This window comes from Mesorhizobium sp. M0292 (assembly GCF_040321695.1).
In the GTDB taxonomy this organism is placed as follows: domain Bacteria; phylum Pseudomonadota; class Alphaproteobacteria; order Rhizobiales; family Rhizobiaceae; genus Mesorhizobium.
Genome location: NZ_JAMYSB010000040.1, coordinates 1 through 20,295, shown reverse-complemented (window position 1 = coordinate 20,295; position 20,295 = coordinate 1). Strand labels below are relative to the sequence as shown.

The window sequence follows — 20,295 nt, the reverse complement described above, 5'->3', positions numbered from 1 at the left end:
AATTTTCGTCGTCGCTTGACGCTTAGAAATGTTATCGATAACATCATTGGGGCGATCTTGGGAGGAACGCATTGTGACCGAGGAAAAACTGATCGAGTTCAAGTCGATTACCAAGGAGTTCGGCGGCACCCGCGCGATCTCCGACGTGTCGCTCGATCTGCACAAGGGCGAGATCCTGGCGCTGCTTGGCGAGAACGGCGCCGGCAAGTCGACACTGATCAAGACGCTCGCCGGCATCCACCGGCCGGACGGCGGCAGCATCCTGTTTCGCGGCGAGCCCTATCACCATCGTCCTCCGCAGCCGAACCACCGCCAGCCCGTCGCCTTCATCCATCAGGATCTCGGTCTCATCGAATGGATGACGGTCGGCGAGAATGTCGGCTTGGCCCAAGGCTTTTCGCTCCGCTCGGGGCTCATCGACTGGCGATCGACCGAGGCGAGAGCGCGTGAGGCGCTCAAGCTGGTCGGATGTGATTTCGATCCGACGACACGCGTTCAGGATCTGACGCGCACCGAAAAGTCGCTGGTTGCCATCGCCCGCGCCCTGGCCACCGAGGCCGATGTGCTGGTGCTCGACGAGCCGACAGCCAGTCTTCCCGCTGACGAAGTCGAGCGGCTGTTCGACGCCATCCGCCCGCTCAAGCAACGCGGTGTCGGTATGATCTACGTTTCGCATCGGCTCGACGAGATCTTCCGCATCGCCGACCGGGTCGCCGTGCTGCGCGACGGCAGGCTGGTCGGCCAGAAGAGAGTCGCCGATACCAGCCCGGACGAACTTGTCGAGATGATCGTTGGTCGCCCGGTCAACCAGGTTTTCAGCAAGGCTCAGACGCAGGCCGGCGAAACGGTGTGCACGGTCCGTGACCTGGTCTGCGCCGGTGCCGGTCCTGTCTCTTTCGACGTGCGCAAGGGTGAGCTGCTCGGTCTGGTCGGCCTTCGCGGCGCCGGGCAGGAACTGGTTGGTCGGACGTTGTTCGGGTGTCAGGTTTTCTCCGGCTCGGTGACGATCAATGGCGTTGTGCCCGACCTGTCGAGCCCGATCGCGGCAATGTCGGCCGGCGTCGGCCTCATCGCACGCGACCGGACCGAGGAATCGATAGCAGCCTCCTTGTCGATCCGCGAAAACAGTTTTCTCAATCCCGGCGCCGGTAAGCGTGGCCTGTTCTCGTTTTTGGCGCCCTACAAGGAGGCGGCGCTGGCGCGTGAGATCGGCGGGACGGTCGGGCTTCGCCCCAACGATCCTAACCTGCCGATCGAAGCACTGTCCGGCGGCAACCAGCAGAAGGTGATTGTCGGCCGCTGGCTGCACACCGACCGAAAGTTGCTGATCGCCGAAGACCCGACCGCCGGCGTCGACGTCGGCGCCAAGGCCGAGATCTACCGGCTGATCGGCCGCGCACTTGAAGCCGGCCTCGCCGTCGTCGTGGTGTCGACCGATTTCGAGGAGATCGCCCATATCTGCCACCGCGCCCTGGTGTTTTCACGCGGACAGATCGTGCGCGAACTCACCAGCAACGACCTGACCACATCCGCCGTGATCACCGCGGCATCGGCTTCGGAAGCCGCCTGATCTTTCTGGGAGCGAACCTCATGCAATCGATCGAATCCAGCGCACTCGAACCGACCCGTGGCGAAATGGCAGGCTTGTCGTTGGGGCAGAAAATCATCCGGCTGCTGCCGGTCTACGGGCTGGTGATCCTGACGGCGCTGCTGATCCTTTTGTTTTCGATCCTGCTGCCAAACACCTTTCCAACCCTGCTCAATTTGCGCTCGATCATCTCCGACAAAGCAATCATCGCGCTGCTGTCGCTGGCGGCGATGATCCCGATGGCTTCTGGCCGCATCGACCTCACCGTTGGCTACGGCATCGTGCTGTGGCACATTCTCGCCATCAGCCTGCAGACCATGTTCGGCGTTCCGTGGCCGCTGGCGGTGATCGTCGTGCTGCTTCTCGGCGCTGCGACCGGCTTCCTCAACGGACTACTGGTCGAAGTTGCCCGCATCGACTCTTTCATCGCCACGCTCGGCACCGGCACCGTGCTCTATGCGCTGGCGCTCTGGCACACCGGCGGCCGGCAAGTGGTCGGCGTGCTGCCCAACGGCTTTTACGCCCTCAATGGCACGATGGTATTCGGGCTGCCTATCACCGGCCTTTATGTGCTGGCGATCGCCGCAGCACTCTGGATCATCCTCGAATATCTGCCGATCGGCCGCTACGTCTATGCCATCGGCGCCAACCCGAAGGCTGCGGCTCTGAACGGCATTCCGGTGCGCCGCTTCGTCATCGGTGCCTTCATCTCGTCGGGCTTCCTGACGGCGCTGACAGGCGTGCTGCTCGCCTCTAAGCTGCGCATCGGCCAGGCCAGCGTCGGGCTGGAATATCTGCTGCCGGCGCTCGTCGGCGCCTTTCTCGGTTCGACCACCATCAAGCCCGGACGCGTCAATGTCTGGGGCACGATGACCGGCGTTGTCATCCTGGCGGTCGGCATTTCCGGCATCCAGCAGTTCGGTGGCTCGTTCTTCGTCGAACCGCTGTTCAACGGCGTGACGCTGCTCGTCGCCATCGGCATTGCCGGTTACGCCCAACGCAAGCGCGGCGCGGCGAACAGGGCCAGGACCAAGACCGCAACGCAGCCCTCGAAGTGACCAGCCGAACCCATCCGGGAATAGTGGAATGAGCGACTACGAGATTCTGGACGACCGGTTCCGAAAGCTGACGATCGGGCATGCCAAGCTCGAACGGCTGTGGACCGGGAGCCGCTGGGCGGAAGGACCGGTCTATGTTCCGGCGGCAAGGCATTTGCTGTGGTCGGATATCCCGAACGACCGGTTGCTGCGCTACGACGAAAGCGACGGCTCGGTCAGTGTCTTCGAAACCCATTGCAACAATCAGAACGGCCATACGCTCGATCGTGAAGGCCGCGTCGTCGCTTGCGAGCATCGCGGTCGACGCATCTCCCGGCTTGAGCATGATGGGCGATGGCAGTCGCTTGTCGAAGTCATCGACGGCAAGCGGTTCAATTCACCGAATGACGTGGTGGTCAAATCCGATGGGACGATCTGGTTCACCGACCCCGTGTACGGCATCGACAGCCACTATGAAGGCATGATTGCCCGACCAGAGATCGGCGGGTCCCATGTCTACCGGTTCAACGAAGCAACCTGCGAGGTGGGTGTCGTCATCACTGATCTGGTGCAGCCGAACGGGCTGGCCTTTTCGCCCGACGAGACCATCCTCTACGTGTCGGATACTGGCGCAAGCCATGTTCAGGGCCTGCCGCGGGCGATCAAGACCTATGATGTCGCCGCGGACGGACGCTCGCTGCGGTCGCACGGCACGCTCGCCGAATGCGAGGCAGGATTTTTCGACGGCTTCCGCGTCGATCGCGATGGCAACATCTGGGCCTCCAGTGCCGATGCGGTTCGCGTCTACGCGCCGGACGGGACGCTGATCGGGCGCATCCTGGTTCCCGAAATCGTCTCCAATTTGTGCTTCGGCGGTCCGAAGCGCAACCGGCTCTACATCACCGCCCAGACGTCGCTTTATTCCATCTATGTCAACGCGCATCCAGCCGGTTTGGGCCCGGTGGCTGGGCAAATCAGCCAGTGACTTGGCGCCCGAAATCGAGTTCCGGAAGACCAGACAATTTTTTTGAAACCAAGGGAGGTACCAACATGCAACGCAGAACATTTCTAAAATCATCCATCGCCTTGATGGCCATCACAATCGCTGCTCCGGTCCTGTTCGCCGGCCAGGCACGGGCGGACGCGATGGCCGACGCCATGGCGGTGGTCGAAAAATATGCCCAGAAGGTCACCGCCTGGGACGGCCCGACCACCGGTCCGAAGGCCCAGCCGGGCAAGACGATCGTCGTGCTCGCCGGCGACCTCAAGAATGGCGGCATTCTGGGCGTCACCACCGGCGTCGAGGAAGCCGCCAAGGCGATTGGCTGGGAGGTCAAGGTGATCGACGGCGCCGGCTCGATCGGTGGCCGCACCGCCGCCTTCGGCCAGGCGATGGCTCTGAAGCCGAATGGCATCGTCATCAACGGTTTCGACGCCATTGAGCAGGCGCCGGCGCTGGAACAGGCGAAGGCCGCCGGAATCCCGCTGGTTTCCTGGCATGCCGGACCGGTGATCGGACCCGACGAAAAGAGCGGCGTGTTCGCCAACGTCTCGACCGACGCCATGCAGGTCTCGACGGCTGCGGCCGACTGGGCCTATGCCGACGCCAAGGGCAAACCCGGCGTCGTCATCTTCACCGATTCGACCTACGCCATAGCCATCGCCAAGGCCGACAAGATGAAGGCCGAAATCGAGCGGCTCGGCGGCAAGGTGCTCGAATATGTCGACACCCCGATCGCCGAGACCTCGCAGCGCATGCCGCAGCTGACCACCTCGCTCTTGCAGAAATACGGCGATGCCTGGACGCATTCGCTGGCGATTAACGACCTCTATTTCGACTTCATGGGACCATCGCTTGCCGCTGCCGGCAAGGCCGGCACCGACGCGCCGATCAATGTAGCCGCCGGCGACGGTTCGGAATCTGCCTATCAGCGCATCCGCGCCGGGCAGTTCCAGAAGGTCACGGTCGCCGAACCGCTCAACTTGCAGGGCTGGCAATTGGTTGACGAGCTGAACCGCGCCATCGCCGGTGAAAAATGGTCGGGCTATCTGTCGCCGCTGCATGTGGTGACGGCCGACAATGTCGAGTTCGACGGCGGCCCGAAGAACGCCTTCGACCCGGAGAATGGCTACCGCGATCAGTACAAGAAAATCTGGGGCAAATAGGCCACCGAGGAGGGCGCATCACCGATGCGCCCTCATCCATGCAGACAATCAGGAACTTCAACATGATCATCCGCTACGCCCTCTTCGAAGGTGAAATCCATGCCGGGCGTGAGAACGAATTCCGGCACTTTGTCAAGGAGAAGCTGGTGCCGCTGTGGACGCAATTTCCCGGGGCGCAAGAGGTTCGCGTCCTGGATGGTACCGCGCGTGACGAGGGTGCTCCCGTCTACGCAATGGCTCTCGCCATTCGCTATCCCGACATGGACACCTGCAACCGGGCGCTTCAGTCGGATGTGAGATTTCAAAGCCGCGACGTGACGGGGGAATTGCTGAAGATGTTCACTGGGCGCGTTCATCATCATGTCTTCGAGGCAAATGAGTATCCAACCGGCTAGATCGAGCACGGCGACGTCTCTGCCAGATCTCGCAAACGCCCCCGGCATCTACATTCGCCAGAACGTTCAAGGTTGAAGCGCCGTTCTGTTTGGATTTCCCTGTTGGGCCACGATCATTTCGCTGTTAGCCCGCGCAGGGAATCCCTTACTAAGGCATTGAATCTGCGCCGAGATTCCGGCGCAAATTCGCCTTGAGCGCGGAAAATCGCCGAAATTCGCTGTTTTTCGGCGCCTAACAGGGAAAATCAGACAGAGACTGGTTCGCCAATGACTGCCAGCACCACCAGTCGCCTTGGTGCACAAGGCTTTGCGTCGAGGGTAGACAACCTGGTTAGACAGTCGGTTAGACAGTCGGTTAGACAAACCGCTTCAGAAGCTTCGCCATGCCATCCATGGCGAGCCGCTCCTGCTCCGTCCTTGCTGTAAAGCTCTACGTGGTCCAGGTCGTCGTGGCCGAGAATGCCTGCCGATTGTTTCGAGGTCGCGCCCCTCCTTGGCCAGGTACTTCCCCAGCGTCTTCCGAAGTCCATGCAGCGTGCAGCCGGGCCCCATGCCCGCCATCTTGGTTCGGTGCGCCATCATGCCGGTCAGCGACCTCTCCGAGAAGGAATTGCCGTAGGCGTTCAAAATCACCGTGTCGGCCGAGCCCCAATGCTTCGGTGAGCACATAGGTGATCTTAGCGGACTTCAAATGCGATCCGCTGCTCACTAATTACTTGATCCCGTAAATTACATGATCACGTACCGACTTTTTTATTGAAATCCCGAATTCGGTGGCCTTATAAGACCGATGTTGCCATTGCTCGTAGGTCGGCTGTGATGGATAACGTGGTTCCATTCCGCAAGGCCGTGCCTTGCGTCGAAGTGACAGAAACCTGCGGCGAATGGTTCGTCCGCGTGGTTGAGAAAGATCAGGAAATTGCCAGGTCATTCAATCAGGAATCGTTCGCGTTGTCCTTTGCAGAAGGCCAGCGGATACGCCTAGGGCTAGCGAAGGTCGTGCGCCTGTAGGGCGCTGTGGGGCGGCATTGTAGGCATTCAAGCATGAGCGGAACCTAATTTGCAGCCGCAAATTAATGTCCAATGAATGAACTCCCAAACCGGAAAAAACTCGTGCCTGACCCTCAACCTCGGCGCGGCTCCAACAAAGGTGTGTTGCTAGCGGCTGCAGCGCTGCTGTTTGCCTTTCTCGCTCTTATTCTGTTTGGGTTTTTTCGGTAAGTGCGCGCGGCGCCGGCTTCCCAGAGAGGGCAGAGCACCTGCCGACGTGATCTTCGATCGCTCGCGTCCTTGCGGCGGGGCGACTATCCAAGCCGGCTCGGTTCGTCGCTCCTGACGGGTTCGGCGGTCCCACCACAGCAGGATGATCATTCGGCAATTCTTGGCAGCGCCGGTATTCAACTCACGCCCAAAGCGATTGAACTGAAGCTGGCCGTCGATGTCGTGACTGACGCAGCATGAGCCGAACAGGCGAGGCAAGCGCAAGCCTTGGGGCCAACCTCTGACAGACGAAGCACGCTCGTGCAGTCTGGAGACAGCGCAACGAGTTATTCATTCGGGCGCCTTCGCATCACCAGCGGAACGAAAGAGTTGACTGGCGGTTTACTAGGGAAGGATTGCAGGACGAAAAACATTGAGGATTTCTGCCATGACAATGTTGTTCGAACCACTCGACTCTGAAGGTTACAAGCGCAGCGTGGTCTACCATGCGGCACGCTTGTCCATGCTCCACAATCGAATGCTGAAGCGTTTCGACAAGGTCGATAAAGCGGCTGAAAAGGTTGAAGCCGAGGTGGAGCTGTTTGATGAAGCTGTTCGCACTCTCTACGAATGAGCGGCATGTTGACCGCCGACGTTCCTGCTAGCGCGTATACGGGCGCGGGGTTCACCGTTGCGTCACCAGGCGATGTCGCGCCGCGTATTTGGGCTTGATAAGCACGATCTAATGTATACGATTCACCCAGCCGGCCTGGCTCCCCCGCCATCGGGCCGGTCAGGCCCGACGGTTCAACGCACCACCCCAAACGACTGTCGGGCCGCCAGGACGCTCACTGCGCAGCCGGGTTCATGCTTTGCCTTTTTTTCTCGAAAAGCGCGAGCTTGGTCATATAACCAATTCTGATTTTTGCATGGCATTGGGTGCAGTTGAAGTTGGATATCACCTTCAACCACGATCCCTTTTTTATGATGACATGAGAACAGTTTGGACATTCCAGTTCCAGGTACTCGTCCCCCATATCGTTTGAAATCGGCACTACGACACTCCCCAACAGTTGCCCGTGAAACTTGCGCTTCGAGATCGGCCGGCACCTCCGTGCTCAAACCCCGAACGTGGGTCCTTGGCAGATGTTCCGCAATCCGACCTCTGGCGACCGGGATCGGACCTAAGTCCAAATCGCCGCCAACAGGCCGAGAAGTGGAACCCCGGCGGATGCTTTTTGAACGCTGAATTTCCGTCCTCGCCGGTCGTAGTCCGCCGTCCTCATGGCCAAAGCGCCAATGTTGCCCTTTGTGAGACTGACCTCGTCCGGCCTACCAGGTCGCCAGGGCGCAACTCCGGTAATAATGCGGCGGAGCGAATGTCAGCGCGAAGCTGTGCGCAGGGACGCCAACTCGCTGACAGCAGCAAGGATGACAGCATCGGTTGCCGGCTTCGGCAGGAATCTGCAGTCGCGGAAAGCCGCGGGAACGTCGGCGGGGCCAAATCCCGACAAGAAGGCAAAGGGGATGCCTCGCGCCTGCAATATCCTCGCCACCGGCAGACCCGTTTCACCGTTCAGCTGGATGTCTAGCAACGCCACGTCAATCTTGTCCGATTCGACAAGACGCAGAGCGGCGGATACCGACGGCACAGGTCCGACCACCTGATAACCGGCGCGACGCAGCCGCGCGGCAGTGTCCTGCGCGACTAGCCATTGATCCTCAACAATCAGAACACTCACGCTTTCGCTCACGGCCCCTCTCTGCGATTGACCGGAAATGAGATGTCGATCCGAGACCTTCGGACAGTTGTTTCGACATGTCCGCAAACCTATAGGTAACCTCTCCATGCAGCAAGGTGAGGCTGATGCTGGAGCGGAGGCGCTTCCACCGACCACTTGCTGAATTACCGGAGCCGAAGATTAGCGCGTCAATGGAGCTGCGGTCCGCGCCTCCGCTCCATCAGAGTTGGATAGGCGTTTACCCCTCTCCACCATCCACAAAATCTAAAAGCCGCCGTACCGCGCCATTGGCTCTTCAAAGCATGAGCAGCACCTCTCTCTCCATCTTTGGCGACCTGAGATTGCAATCGGTCAATGAGCGTCAGAAGTGCGATGCACCGAGTTTGTGCCTGCAGTTTTTCGAAGGAAAGGCTTGAGAATTCATGATTTCGGAGCAGGTTTGGCTGGCGCATGAGCGCCGCAGATCTATACTGGGGAGATCAAGCGATGGGGTCGGCCATGAGCAAAGAGTTCAGTGTAGCTGATGCCTATGGCGCCGGCCGCGCCATGTTCATGGGACTTGAACTGCTGGTTTCGCCCGGTGCGCTCGTCCCCAGACCTGAGACCGAGTTGCTCGGCAAGACCGCGCTTGGTGTGTTGCATCAGATGAACCTGCCGGCTCCGCGCATAGTTGATATGTGCTGCGGCACTGGGAATCTGGCGTGCGCGATCGCCTACCATGTGCCCAGCGCCCTTGTCTGGGCAAGCGATCTCACCGATGAATGCGTCGAAACGGCACGCCGCAACACCTCACATCACGGCATGGCTGAGCGTCTTTCGGTGCTTCAGGGCGACTTGTTCGACTCTCTCATCGGCCTTGGGTTAGACGGAACTATCGACGTAATCGTCTGCAATCCGCCTTACATTTCTGAAAAGCGGCTCGAGGGCGACCGCGCCCATCTGATCGAGCTTGAGCCGCGCGAGGCGTTTGCAGCCGGCCCTTACGGCCTGAGCATTCATATGCGCGTACTGAAAGACGCACCGCGATACCTGCGGCGTGGCGGCATCCTGCTCTTCGAGGTCGGGCTTGGCCAAGACCGACAGGTAGCGGGTCTGCTGGAACGCAGCAAGGCATTCGAGAACATCCGTTCGGTCTCGAACGAAGCGGGCGAGGGCCGGGTGGTTCTGGGGCAAGTCAAGACGCAGGCATGAATCCTGCGACAATCAGACCAAATACGGGGCTGCTCTGGGCGTTACGCTTACCCATCAGTTCATTTTGCGGATGATGTATTGCTCGATCCCCTGGATGGAATCGAGGTTTTCAGGCAGAAGTTCGCTATCCTCGACGGTAATGCCAAAGGTCTCCTCGATGAAGCCGATAATCTCAAGCACACCCGTCGAGTCGACAATGCCTTGATCGAGCAAGGATGCGTCATCCAGCAATGCCTTGACGTCGCTGACGTAGAAATTCGAAACCAAGAAACTACGAATCTGCTCGCTGTAGATTCCGGTGCGTTCCTTGATGGTCAACATGAATTCGTCCTCCGTGGCGTCACCATTAAATCAGCGACTTGGTTCTGGCCCCGTATCATGACAGCGCCGTTTTCTTGAGTTTTCCCGTGTCCGTCATCGGCAGGTTCGCCACAACGACGATGGATTTCGGGACCATGAAGTTTTCCAGACGCTTCTGGCACTCCTTCTGCAGTTCCCTTTCGCCAATGGCTCTTCCATGCTCCATCACCACAAAAGCTTTCACCGCTTGCCCGAGGAGCTCGTCGGGAACACCTATGACAGCCGCTTCTCGGACTCCTGGAATGTCCATCAGTACATTTTCCACTTCCCTTGGCGCCACCTTCTCGCCTCGCGACTTTATGATCTCATCCCCACGGCCAACGAAGTAGAGGTAACCCTCCGTATCCATCCGGCAGTAGTCGCCGGTGTATAGGACCTGCTCGCCGGGCAGCGGGCCGGGTTTGAGTTTCCTGGCCGTTGCCTCGGGCTTGCCCCAATACCCGTTCATCACCGTTGCGCCGCGAATGACGAGTTGGCCGACAACGCCTGGGCCTATCCGCCTGTCATGCTCGTCAACGATCCACATCTCCGTATTCGGGATTGCGATCCCTACGCTCAATGGCTTTCGCTCGAGGTCCTCTGGCGGCAAATAGGTGCAACGTTTGCATTCGGTGAGACCGTACATCGAATAGATGCGTGCACTCGAAAACAGCTCGCGAAGCATGAAAATATGCTTGAGGGGTAGGGCTGCCGCAGTGTTTGTGACGTAGCGGATGCTCGAGAAATCCTGGTCTTTGAGGGACCTGAGTTCGGAGAGTGCGGCAAAGATTGTGGGCACGCCGGGAAAGCCCGTAACTCCCTCCTGCCTGATCAACCCGAGGATCTGTGCCGGGAAAGCGAACGAGCGTTCGAGCACCAGCCGGGCGCCGGTACGAAAAGCCATGATCATCTGGTACAGTCCATAATCGAAGGCGAGGGGTAGGACATTGAGGATCACCTCGTCCTCGGCAATCGCCAGGTAGGAAGCGACAGACGCGCACGCGGCCATCATGTTTCTGTGCGTCAGCATCACGCCCTTGGGTTCGCCCGTCGACCCGGACGTGTAGATGATGGCTGCCAGATCAACATCGATGCACTGCCGTGCCGGCGGCGTATCCGCGCCATTGGCGAGGGCGGCGTCCCAGCGCACGGCAAACGGCAGCTGGGCGAGTTCGACGTCGTCGATCGGTCCCGATACGATCACCCGCAGAAGTGACGGGCAGCCGCGCGCCGGCTCGCGGAAGATCGCTTGCAGATGGCCGTCCGTGATGAGCGCCGTCGGCCGGCAGTCGTTGAGCAGATAATCGAGCTTGTCGCTCTTGGTGAGCGGGTTGACGATGCACACCACCGCATTCGCCTTTAGCACCGCCCAGAAGCTAACCACCGTCTCGACGGTGTTGTCGGCGAAGATCATCACGCGATCACCGCGAACGACTCCGGATGCGGACAGGTCCCAGGCGATCGCGTTGGCTCGCGTTTCGAGTTCGAGGTAAGTGACACGCTGCCTGTTGCACACCAGCGCCACCTTACTTCCGTGTCGGACGGCGGAATGGGCGAGGTAGTCATGCAGCAGTGGTACGGCATCATGCAACATACAGGCGCTCTTCCCGATGTTCGCAGTCGACGTCGACGCTGAGCGTGCATTCGAGCGTTGCACTGGGACAACCCGCGACGAACTGCTGATGAAGAAGTTGGGTCGACAACACGCCGACCAGCGCCATGTTGTCGGCATTGGACAGGTCGCCATCGCCAGTTCTGGCCTGGCATTTGGCAAGCAGGTGCGTGACCGCCTTTGGATCGAAGACATTCGCCTCGCGCAGGGCCGCCTGCGAAACCGCCTCGCGAGCGTAATCCGGAGCGTCTGCGCCGACGAAGCAAAGCGCGTTGGGCGCGCGGAAGGGCTGCTTCTTGCGGGCTACGATCTCGGAGGGCAGGATGGGTGCCGCCATGCGCTTCAGCACGTGCTTTTCGTCGAGGCCGCGGAGTTTGAAGGAGGGTGGCAGCGAATTCGCGAGCCTCACAAGTTCATCGTCCAGGAACGGGAAGCGCCCCTCGACGGAGTGAGCCATCAGCATCCTGTCGCCTTGCGAGGAAAGCAGATAGCCCGACATCAGTGTTTGCACCTCGAGATACTGGTCCTGCGCAAGGGGACTCCAACGGGCAAACTGCGCGGGCAGACGGGCGAGCAACTCGGACACGGCGTCGCGGCCCTGCGTTCGAGCCCGCATATCGGCCGTAAACAAGCGCTTGATGGCCCTGGTGGTTTGCCAGCGGGTTTCATGAGCAAAGCCCGGCGCGTCGTAAGCCTGAATATTTCGCCCGAAGAACTGACGCGCCATCGCCTGCTGTTGCACCGGCGAGCGGGTGAGATAGGGGTAAAGGCGTTCCAGGAGCCGAGAGCGTCGTGTCGAAGTCGGGTGGCGCCCCCAGAAGCGGCGGACCTTGCCTTCGCGGAACAGGTCGTAGCCGGCGAACATTTCGTCAGCGCCTTCGCCGGTCAGCACGACCTTGATTCCACGCTCGCGCACCAGGCGCGAGAGCAGGAAGAGTGGCGCCGGGGCAGTCCTCAGTATCGGGCGTTCGGTGTGTCGGATTACCTCCGGAAAGATTCCGGCTATATCTCTGCGCGAAACGACCACTTCATGGTGCTCACTGCCGGTCGCCTCGGCAACCATTCGCTGGAAGCGGGTCTCGTCATATTCGGCGTCGGCAAAACGCAAGGAGAAGGTTTGGAAGCGCTCGCCCGCGAAGCGCCTCGCGAGCGTGGCCACAAGCGAACTGTCCAGCCCTCCGGAGAGGTAGCACCCGACAGGCACGTCGGCGCGCACCATTCTGAGCGCCGTCGCGGCCTCAAGAGCGCTAGACACGCGGTCCACCGCGTCATCGCTGGACCCGGTGAACTCGCCCTGCCGCGATCCGAACTTGTCGGGATAGGAAGGCTGCCAAAAAATCCGCTCACGAACGGTGCCATCCTGATAGATGCGGACATGACCCGGCTCGAGTTCGTTGATTCCGTGGAAAACTCCTTGCGGCGGAACGACCGTCCAGAGCGTGAACGTCTGATCGATGCCGGCTGGATCAAGGGCGCGAGGTATGGTTCGATCGGCCGCGAAAATGGCTTTCACTTCGCTGGCGAAATAAAGCCGGTGCGCATGCTCGCTGAAATACAGCGGGCAAATGCCGAAGCGGTCGCGCGACAATATGAGACGATTGGCCACTGAATCCCAGATCGCAATTGCCCATTGGCCGTTCATCCGCTCGAAGGCCGTTTCTCCCCACTCACGATAGGCGTGCAGCGCGACCTCCGTGTCGCTGCGGGTTCGGAAGCGGTGGCCGAGTGCCGTGAGTTTTTCACGCAATTCGACGTAGTTGAATATCTCGCCGTTGAACACGATCCACGTCGTATCGCCTGTATCCGCCATCGGCTGCTGGCCACTAGAAAGATCGACGATGGACAGGCGCACATGCGCCAGCCCCGCGCGTCTGTCCCGGTAGAGACCGCGCCCGTCGGGACCGCGATGCGCCAGCGCGCCCATCATCTGCATCAGCGCCTGCCGCGAAGGAGAAGCCGCTGTGGCATTCAGCGCCACGATTCCAGCGATGCCGCACATGCTCGGTCAATCTCCGCCTTCGGCGGACAGCAAAGGCCGCGCGTGAAGATAGTGGGCCGCCCTTCGTTTCGCTTCGATGTCCTTGAACACTTTCTGAAGCTGGGGCTCGGTGAGGCCAGCAACCGCCGCGAGCTCATTGCTGGCGACCCCGTGGTTCAGGCCGTAGAGGCATAGATCCATCAGGTGATAGGGCAGCGCGAAATAGAATTCTTCCTGGCTTTGGGTCATGGAAAAGGTGTCGGTGGTCGGTGGCCGCTGCCGGATTTCATCATCCACCTCGAGATATTCCGCGAGTTGATAAACCTGGGTTTTGTAAAGGTGAACGATCGGCATCACGTCGGCGGCTCCGTCGCCCTGCTTGACGAAAAAGCCCTGGTCGTACTCGAGGCGATTTGGAGTGCCGACAACCGCGTATTTGAGGCGGTCGGCGTGATAGTATTCCGTCATCTTGCGCAGGCGCTGCTTGTAGTTTGTCGCAGCAACGATCTGCAGATAGGCAGCTGGCGGCAGACGCACGGTATCTACTTTACCCTGCGGATCCTGGACCGTGAGGCGGGTTATATTGAGCCCGCTGCTCTCCAGAACCGACGCGATCACCAGCTTGCATTTCCACCCTTCCCCATAGTCGGGAACGACGGTCTGGATCGCATCGATCTGCCGGCGGTAGGCCCCAATGGCCTCCAGTGCCGGTGCTATGTCCTCAAGGACGCTTTCAATGCCAAGCTGTGCCGCGACGCGGCGGCCAAGTCTCAGGGAGTCGCCGGAAGAATCCCGCTCCGGCATGAACAGTCCCAGGACCTTGTCTTTCCCGAACGCGCGCATGCACAAGGTCGCGACGACGGAGCTGTCGATACCGCCGGAAAGACCGACAACCACGCCGCGACGATGCAGGGTGCCGAGAACCTGAGTGCGCAAGGTGTCAACGATGCGATCGACCTCCGCGCGGGCATCGAGCGTCAGCATGTCCTTGCTGAATTCCGGAATTATGTCGATGACAAGTCCTCCCTTTTGCGAGATTCGGCGGGGGAATAGGTCTGCACGATGGCCGTCTCGATAAGCGGACGGTTGGTGGCAAGGTTTGGTTCGACGACAAGGTCGATGTGGCTGCCCGTGATCGAAATGACGTCCAGGTGTGCCAAGACGCTGTCCCAGCCCAAGGCCCGCGGCATTCCCTCCCTGCGACATCGGAACAAGGTACCGGAGAGGGGCAGAGCCGGTTTCGGTGCCTCAAGCCATTGGAAGAATGACTTCGCCCTTAAAACCTCCTGCAGTTCCAGTTTGGTCCTGAAGATCGTCGGGTTGAACTCTCCATTGGCAAATCTGTCCAGAATCCTGGCCAGACGCGCTTCGCCGCCCACGGCGACGGTGATCTTCGCAAGGGCTCTGCAAGCCATCCGATGCGCGGATATGCGGTTGGTGCGAATACGATAGAACGTACGGGTAAGTGTCTCCCAATGGTTGCTCGGCTCGTCCAGAAGGCTCGTGTCGAGGATGCCCAGGAACCGCACCGTTCGCCCGGCCTTCATGAGCCGTGCGGCAACCTCGAATGCAACCGCGCCACCCAGAGAATGGCCGAGAAGTCGCACGGGGCCCGCAGGTTGGATGCGGCTTATCTGCTCGAGTGCGGCGCCAGCCATGGCGCTGAGGGTGTTGTGTCCGTCCAGTATCGCCGCAAGGCTCGGATATCGGATCGGGTTTACACGGGCGACTTTCCCTATGGCGGCTGCGAACGCAGCCAGGCTCGGACCATAGCCAACGGACCCTGGAAACAGGAAAAGAACCGGGGGGTGGTGCTTCTTTTCGCGCCCTTCGCCCGACCGTGCAGAGACGACCGCCTCAACCATCTCGTCCAAGCTCATGCCGACGGTGAATGCTTCGAGGCCCAGCTCTTGCCCGATGGCGTTTTCGATCGCCATCACGCAGTGCAGCAGCTGCAGCGAATCTCCTCCAGCATCATCCCAGTTTCCCGTGGCAGTGCCTGTGTTGAGAACCTGCGTCCACGCGTGCTGCACTATTTGACGCGTGTCCTTTGCTCCTCCGGCGGGCGGAGCATCGAGAGTGGACGACCGGGCGACTCGCGCCCTCCTTCCGTGCGAACGATCTATCTCGGCCAGTGTTGCCAAATCGACCTTACCTCCCGACAGGCGTGGGATTGCGTCAACGGGGTGCAATCGCAAGGGACGCAATGGTGCCGGCAAGGTCATTCTGAGGAGCTGGCGAAGGTCGTCTGCAAAAGCGCCGCCTGCGAAGCGCTGGGGAACCGCGAAGGCGATGAGTTCCTGCGCGGCCGTTACCATCACCACGGCATCCGCCACCGAAGGCGCGCAACGCAAGACCCGTTCGAGTTCGGCGGGCTCGATGCGTCGACCATTGATCTTGATCTGGCGCCCTTTGCGGCCGACGATCCTCAAGATGCCATCATCGTCGAGCCGAACGAGGTCCCCGGTCGAAAAAAGCCGAGCCTCGGGATCGTCGGGGTCCGGCTGCGCGGGAACGACCACACCGTTCTCCCAATGACCAAGCAGGACATAGCGGCTTTTGATCAGAAGCTCTCCACTTTCGCCTGGCCCTACATTGCGCTCCGCTTCGTCGACGATAGCGAATGTCATACCAGGGAGCAGCCTGCCGACGGGAACCGACGCGTCTTGCTCGGGCCAGTCAGGCGGCAAGAACCATTGCGAACCGATGGTTTCAGTCGATGAGTAGCCGATCTGGATCAGACACTGGTCCGAAACGGCTTTGCGCAGCAAAGCGATGTCCATCCATGACACTTTCTCCCCACCGATCCGGGCCACTCTGAGCGGCCAGGAAGCGTCGGCGGGCGCCTCAGCCAGGAGGGCTCGAAGCAGTGCCGGCACAAGATAGGCGATCGTCACACCTTCGGACTGCAATCGAGCGCGCGTAGCGCGCAGGCCGACAGCCTCCACCTCGAGAAGATGCAACGTGGCGCCCGTCAGCAGCGCCGCAAAGATCTCCCGGCAACCGGCGATCGTGGCTGGCCCGGTCAGCGGCAGGAAAACGTCATCCGCGCTGATATGGCACGCATCGACATATTGCCGGACCCGCCATAGCAGGCTGCGTTGGCTGTTGACGATTCCCTTGGGGCGCCCGGTGCTGCCCGAAGTGTAAAGCACCAATGCGGGCGCATCGACCGAAACCATAGGGGGCTTATGCTGCTGTTCTGGGTGTTGATCGTTGGACGCCACGGCGGCCGCAATTTCGATCCAGACGATCTCTTGGGCCAATTCGACCGGGCGAACATTTTCGGCGCCTATAATCGCGCCGAGCCCCGCGGCACTGACTATATCGAAAATGCGAGAGGCGGGATCTCTTGTGTTGAGCGGGACCGAAGGCCGTCCCGCCGCCATGGTCGCCAACATCGCCACAGGATACCAAGCGGAGTTTGCTTGCAGGATGCCGATGGCCTGCCCTTCGGGGACGACGGCAGCGATATGAGTTGCCAGCGTCTCGACCGCCCGGAAAAGCTCAGAAAAAGTCAGGCGGTTCGCGCCGTCGCTGATTGCGAGCTTGTCAGGATACCGCCTGGCGACATCTCCAAGGTGGTCGAAGATTGGAGTGTCCGCAAATTTGGCACCCATCTGTCGGTAACGGCGCCAGACTGGCCCCCCTTGGTCAAGATCATATTCGGGAACGACTGACCACTTTCGGGTGGGTCGCAGATCCACCTGTAGGTTTTGATTTGCCACTTCCGAATGCAAACACACTGAGGACATTCAGGGCCCCGCCAAGCTGACGGTCGAACATCGCTCGCCGCGGAGATCTTTTCATCAATCATTCGGATGATGCCTCGATCTTGCCTAGCCAGCGCTTCCCGAGCGTCCTTCAGAAGTTTTGCCATCTGTGTCCAGCACCGGTCGTTTTTCCTTGCAAGCTCCGTCGAGCGCAAGACGGCTTGCCCAGGCGAACGGAGCGATCGGCATCTCCGCTAGAATCCGGGCTCGGTGCCCAGATTCACTGACTGGAACAATCATTCAAATGAACGTTGGTGTGATCTGAAATCCGGCTAAGCTTGATCCGTAGGGGAATGACTGCTCGTTCGGAGACGCTTGAGCATATGATCATCGAGTTGTTTGGGCCGCCCGGCGCGGGTAAAACCACGCTGCTTCGCGGCCTCTGCCAAGGGCTGGCGAGACACGGCATCAATGTGAAGACAGTAAATGGGTATCGCCTGATTGAACCTGGATCGGCTCAGGATGACGCTCCGGAAATCCGCCATGGCATAGGAAGAATTGGCAAAAAGATTGCCACATCCGGTCCTATCTTGCTGTCGACCTTGCCAAAGGACAGTGTCGCGGCCCGGCTTCTGGCATCGATCCCTCTTCGAAGCCGCGTGTGGTCATGGCGAATGAAGGTCGACATCGCCCAACTGTGCCAGTCCTGGCGCCAAGCGCGGGAGTCGCCCGGTTGCTTCATCTTCGAAGAGGGCATGATTCAGGCTTTGTGTGCGCTGGGTGTGCTGGCTAGAACTCCAAGCCTCGACGCGGTCCGCGAGTGCCTGGCGTTCCTGCCGCGGCCGGATCTCGTTGTGCAACTCGACGCGCCCCAGGAAACGTTACGCCGCCGTCTTGTGGATAGGCATGCGCAGCAACCGCTCCTCGAGGTTATGCTGTTCGAACTTGGCGTGGACAAAGGATTAAGGCAGGCCGAAATCTCAAGAGAGGTCGGCGAGTGCCTGCGCCAGGACCGATGGCCGTTGATACAAGTCAATGGTGCTGAACCTCACGACGTGGACGGGATCGTCGCGCGCGTTCTGGGAGAGCATGTTGGTCATGCTGCCTAGGCTGGCCCATGACCTATGATCCATGACACATTTATGCATTTGGCGCCAAGCCGGGCAGCATCTGCCGCCAAGCGCGCAATCATGTCGAATCGTGCTGATCGAGCACTTCGAGCATGGTCGTCAACATGCTTCCGACTTCCTCAGAGATTTCCTCGGGGCGGATTCCCGCTCTGATGGCATCCGCCGTTGCTTGGTCCGCAAGTTTCGCCGCAAGAGCCGGATCGGCCTTGGTGTAGAGTGGGATCTTATCCTCTACCCATTTCTGCAGGAATTCGATGCCGCGCGCGCTCATACCAAGTACAAGCTCGGCGGGGCTTCTTGGTTCCGTCAGCCATATTCAAGAACGTCAGACCATCTTGCTCAGGCTGACGTCCCACGGTCACGTCACGATGAACGAGGACGCCGTCAGAGCCAGATGTGGCGATAGAGTGGCAAATTGGATCTGATGTGCGCCGCCCGAGCCGTCGCTGTCAAAGGAAAGCGCGCCGGTCGTGCTGTTATAGACGATGTGATCGCCGCTGTCGTGCGCGGCCCTGCCGGCGTAAAACGCCGAAGAGGGAAGGGCGCCTGTATGCAGGCCGGCAAACACGGTGTGGTCGAGTTGGATCTTGTCGTGGCCCACTTTGAAATCGGTGACCTTGTCGATATTGCCGACCTTGAGAGCCGAATCGAAGACAAAGACGTCGTTGCCGCCATGTCCGGTCAGAACGTCTCTCCCGCCACCGCCGTTGATAGTGTTGCTCCCGGAATTGCCATCGATGGTTTGGGCGAATTCGTTTCCCGTGAGCTTGATGGCGGCAGTTCCCAATTTGCTGGTGGTCGCAAGATGCTCGACCTGCGAGCCGGCCGACAGCGCGTAGCTGACCGATGCCAGCACGCTGTCGTTGCCGCTGTGCCGCAGTTCCACCACCTTGTCGCCGGCGTTGTTGACATAGTAGGTGTCGTTGTAGCCGCGGCCCATCATCGTGTCCGCGCCAGCGGTGCCGCGAAGCACATCCGCGCTACCCGTGCCGTAGAAAATGTGATCGCCGGTGCTGGTCGGAGGGACACTTGTGGGCGGAGGCGCTGTGCTGGTAGGCGGCGGCGTCGGTTCGCTGGCCGAAGGACCGCTTGCGGTGCTCTGGTTGTGTTGAAGGAACAGAGCCTGCAGCGTCGGCGAGCTCTCAAGCGCCGTGTCGCCCTGTTGAGAACCCCAAGCATAGGCATAGTCGAAGGCCGGCGAAGGCGCTACCTTGGCCCAGTGGTCCAACATGGTCTTTTCCTGAGCAACGCTGGGCAGGACATAGCGACCGCCCGTGTCGGTCGTCCAGTCGCCGCCGCCGAAGGTCTGATACACGGGAACGACCTGACTGAGCGGGATGCCCGAGGCGACGGCCGCCGCCACAGTCCTGTCGATCATGTTGTAATCAATCGTGCTTGTTCCGGTCCGTACCGGGTAGGGATCCAAGCCGTAATAGTCGATATGCGTGTTGGCAGGATTGAAGGTGTTTGAAAAGTCGGGGTTAGCGGAAGACCCCATGTTCATCATTGTTATGAAGGTCTTGGCGCCGGGCAGGTGGCTGTGGATCCAGTCTGACTCCGCCTTCAGATCAGCGGCGGTGGCATAAGTTCCCCATTTGCCGGTCGGGTCCGGCTCATCGACGAGGAAGAAGCCAAACACTTTCGGATTGCCGATGAAGGGCGTGACCTTCTGGATAAAGGAGGAGGTTGCACCATCTGCTTCATTGAGCCACACCAGGCCTTTCTGGCCGGCCGGCAAGGCGTTGAGCTGGTCCAAGGAAGATACATCAACAAGATTGAATCCGGCTTTCGCGACCTCGGAGGCCGACCCGCCCGAGGCGTAATGGAGTGTTGTCATTGACATACCCTTCGTCCGATTCGGTAGGCGCCCCACACCTGCCTAGGGAAAGGATCCATTAGCGACAAATCAAATACCGGCGTCCCTTGATAGAATCTTTGATCATCGTCCGGAAAACACAACAGCCTCGATGCTACGCAGAGGTATGTAGATGATCCAAGTATGGGGTGCTCAAGCCTGCAACGAAAGCATTGCAGGAAGTCTGCCGGAGCGCCTTGTGCGTTTGCAGTGGCGGCAATCGGCCAATGCGCGCTTGGGTTGCGCGAGCCACCGCCCAAATGCGGTTGTGTGCGTCAAGTTCTGCAAAATGGGGCGGCCATGATGCTGGTCATGCGGCTTGGCGCAGAGCGAGCTTCTTGTGCTCGCG

The 20,295-nt window shown here is 60.1% G+C and carries 18 protein-coding genes; 9 read left to right on the top strand and 9 right to left on the bottom strand.

All coding sequences use genetic code 11. The features are described from left to right. Window positions 1–73 precede the first annotated feature (73 nt). The 7 genes from NKI96_RS31435 (at window position 74) to NKI96_RS31405 (ending at window position 7,020) form a co-directional block, all read left to right on the top strand. Window positions 74–1,570 carry a sugar ABC transporter ATP-binding protein gene (locus tag NKI96_RS31435; protein WP_023716366.1) on the top strand — a complete coding sequence of 499 codons (1,497 nt, stop codon included), beginning with the start codon at window positions 74–76 and terminating at the stop codon, window positions 1,568–1,570. 20 nt (window positions 1,571–1,590) lie between these two features. After that, on the top strand, window positions 1,591–2,646 hold the full coding sequence (locus NKI96_RS31430; RefSeq protein ID WP_352807674.1) for an ABC transporter permease: 1,056 nt from the start codon (window positions 1,591–1,593) through the stop codon (window positions 2,644–2,646). A gap of 28 nt (window positions 2,647–2,674) precedes the next feature. Continuing rightward, complete coding sequence (locus NKI96_RS31425; RefSeq protein ID WP_352807672.1) at window positions 2,675–3,610, top strand: SMP-30/gluconolactonase/LRE family protein; 936 nt, start codon at window positions 2,675–2,677, stop codon at window positions 3,608–3,610. A 104-nt stretch (window positions 3,611–3,714) separates the two neighbouring features. Continuing rightward, the gene (locus NKI96_RS31420) at window positions 3,715–4,791 is read left to right on the top strand and encodes an ABC transporter substrate-binding protein (RefSeq protein WP_502896676.1); all 1,077 of its coding nucleotides are present in this window, start codon (window positions 3,715–3,717) and stop codon (window positions 4,789–4,791) included. 62 nt (window positions 4,792–4,853) lie between these two features. After that, window positions 4,854–5,186 (top strand): hypothetical protein, encoded by a 333-nt coding sequence (locus NKI96_RS31415; RefSeq protein ID WP_023716370.1) that lies wholly within the window; start codon window positions 4,854–4,856, stop codon window positions 5,184–5,186. 819 nt (window positions 5,187–6,005) lie between these two features. After that, complete coding sequence (locus NKI96_RS31410; protein WP_023670878.1) at window positions 6,006–6,197, top strand: hypothetical protein; 192 nt, start codon at window positions 6,006–6,008, stop codon at window positions 6,195–6,197. 637 nt (window positions 6,198–6,834) lie between these two features. Continuing rightward, on the top strand, window positions 6,835–7,020 hold the full coding sequence (locus tag NKI96_RS31405) for a hypothetical protein (protein WP_023681021.1): 186 nt from the start codon (window positions 6,835–6,837) through the stop codon (window positions 7,018–7,020). Between the two features lie 173 nt (window positions 7,021–7,193). Here the strand turns inward: NKI96_RS31405 and NKI96_RS31400 are convergent, their stop codons facing one another. After that, on the bottom strand, window positions 7,194–7,397 hold the full coding sequence (locus NKI96_RS31400) for a hypothetical protein (protein ID WP_155921622.1): 204 nt from the start codon (window positions 7,395–7,397) through the stop codon (window positions 7,194–7,196). Between the two features lie 371 nt (window positions 7,398–7,768). After that, window positions 7,769–8,140, bottom strand: coding sequence for a response regulator (locus NKI96_RS31395; RefSeq protein WP_023670881.1), 372 nt, complete (start codon window positions 8,138–8,140; stop codon window positions 7,769–7,771). A 486-nt stretch (window positions 8,141–8,626) separates the two neighbouring features. On the opposite strand from NKI96_RS31395, the gene NKI96_RS31390 reads away from it, so the two are divergent. Further along, complete coding sequence (locus NKI96_RS31390) at window positions 8,627–9,319, top strand: N5-glutamine methyltransferase family protein (RefSeq protein ID WP_023689767.1); 693 nt, start codon at window positions 8,627–8,629, stop codon at window positions 9,317–9,319. Window positions 9,320–9,373: 54 nt separating this feature from the next. Here the strand turns inward: NKI96_RS31390 and NKI96_RS31385 are convergent, their stop codons facing one another. The 5 genes from NKI96_RS31385 to NKI96_RS31365 are packed head-to-tail and all read right to left on the bottom strand — an operon-like array spanning window position 9,374 to window position 17,003. After that, window positions 9,374–9,640, bottom strand: a complete 267-nt coding sequence (locus NKI96_RS31385) for an acyl carrier protein (protein WP_023670883.1) — start codon at window positions 9,638–9,640, stop codon at window positions 9,374–9,376. Between the two features lie 55 nt (window positions 9,641–9,695). Then, complete coding sequence (locus tag NKI96_RS31380) at window positions 9,696–11,252, bottom strand: class I adenylate-forming enzyme family protein (protein WP_023753026.1); 1,557 nt, start codon at window positions 11,250–11,252, stop codon at window positions 9,696–9,698. After that, the gene (asnB, locus tag NKI96_RS31375; protein ID WP_352446271.1) at window positions 11,242–13,269 is read right to left on the bottom strand and encodes an asparagine synthase (glutamine-hydrolyzing); all 2,028 of its coding nucleotides are present in this window, start codon (window positions 13,267–13,269) and stop codon (window positions 11,242–11,244) included. Before asnB ends, NKI96_RS31380 begins: the two co-directional genes overlap by 11 nt. Before the next feature lie 6 nt (window positions 13,270–13,275). Next, window positions 13,276–14,256, bottom strand: coding sequence for an NAD(+) synthase (gene nadE, locus NKI96_RS31370; protein ID WP_280790677.1), 981 nt, complete (start codon window positions 14,254–14,256; stop codon window positions 13,276–13,278). Next, window positions 14,253–17,003, bottom strand: coding sequence for a non-ribosomal peptide synthetase (locus NKI96_RS31365; RefSeq protein WP_023815051.1), 2,751 nt, complete (start codon window positions 17,001–17,003; stop codon window positions 14,253–14,255). The genes nadE and NKI96_RS31365 overlap by 4 nt, the downstream gene beginning before the upstream one ends. A gap of 341 nt (window positions 17,004–17,344) precedes the next feature. Between NKI96_RS31365 and NKI96_RS31360 the strand changes: the two genes are divergently transcribed. Continuing rightward, window positions 17,345–18,070, top strand: coding sequence for an AAA family ATPase (locus NKI96_RS31360; RefSeq protein ID WP_352807669.1), 726 nt, complete (start codon window positions 17,345–17,347; stop codon window positions 18,068–18,070). A gap of 79 nt (window positions 18,071–18,149) precedes the next feature. Here NKI96_RS31360 and NKI96_RS31355 read toward each other — a convergent pair whose 3' ends face one another. Together NKI96_RS31355 and NKI96_RS31350 are read right to left on the bottom strand one after the other, a co-directional pair. After that, complete coding sequence (locus NKI96_RS31355; RefSeq protein WP_023670889.1) at window positions 18,150–18,362, bottom strand: DUF768 domain-containing protein; 213 nt, start codon at window positions 18,360–18,362, stop codon at window positions 18,150–18,152. 87 nt (window positions 18,363–18,449) lie between these two features. Continuing rightward, window positions 18,450–19,928 carry a M10 family metallopeptidase C-terminal domain-containing protein gene (locus NKI96_RS31350; protein ID WP_023681029.1) on the bottom strand — a complete coding sequence of 493 codons (1,479 nt, stop codon included), beginning with the start codon at window positions 19,926–19,928 and terminating at the stop codon, window positions 18,450–18,452. Window positions 19,929–20,295 lie beyond the last annotated feature (367 nt).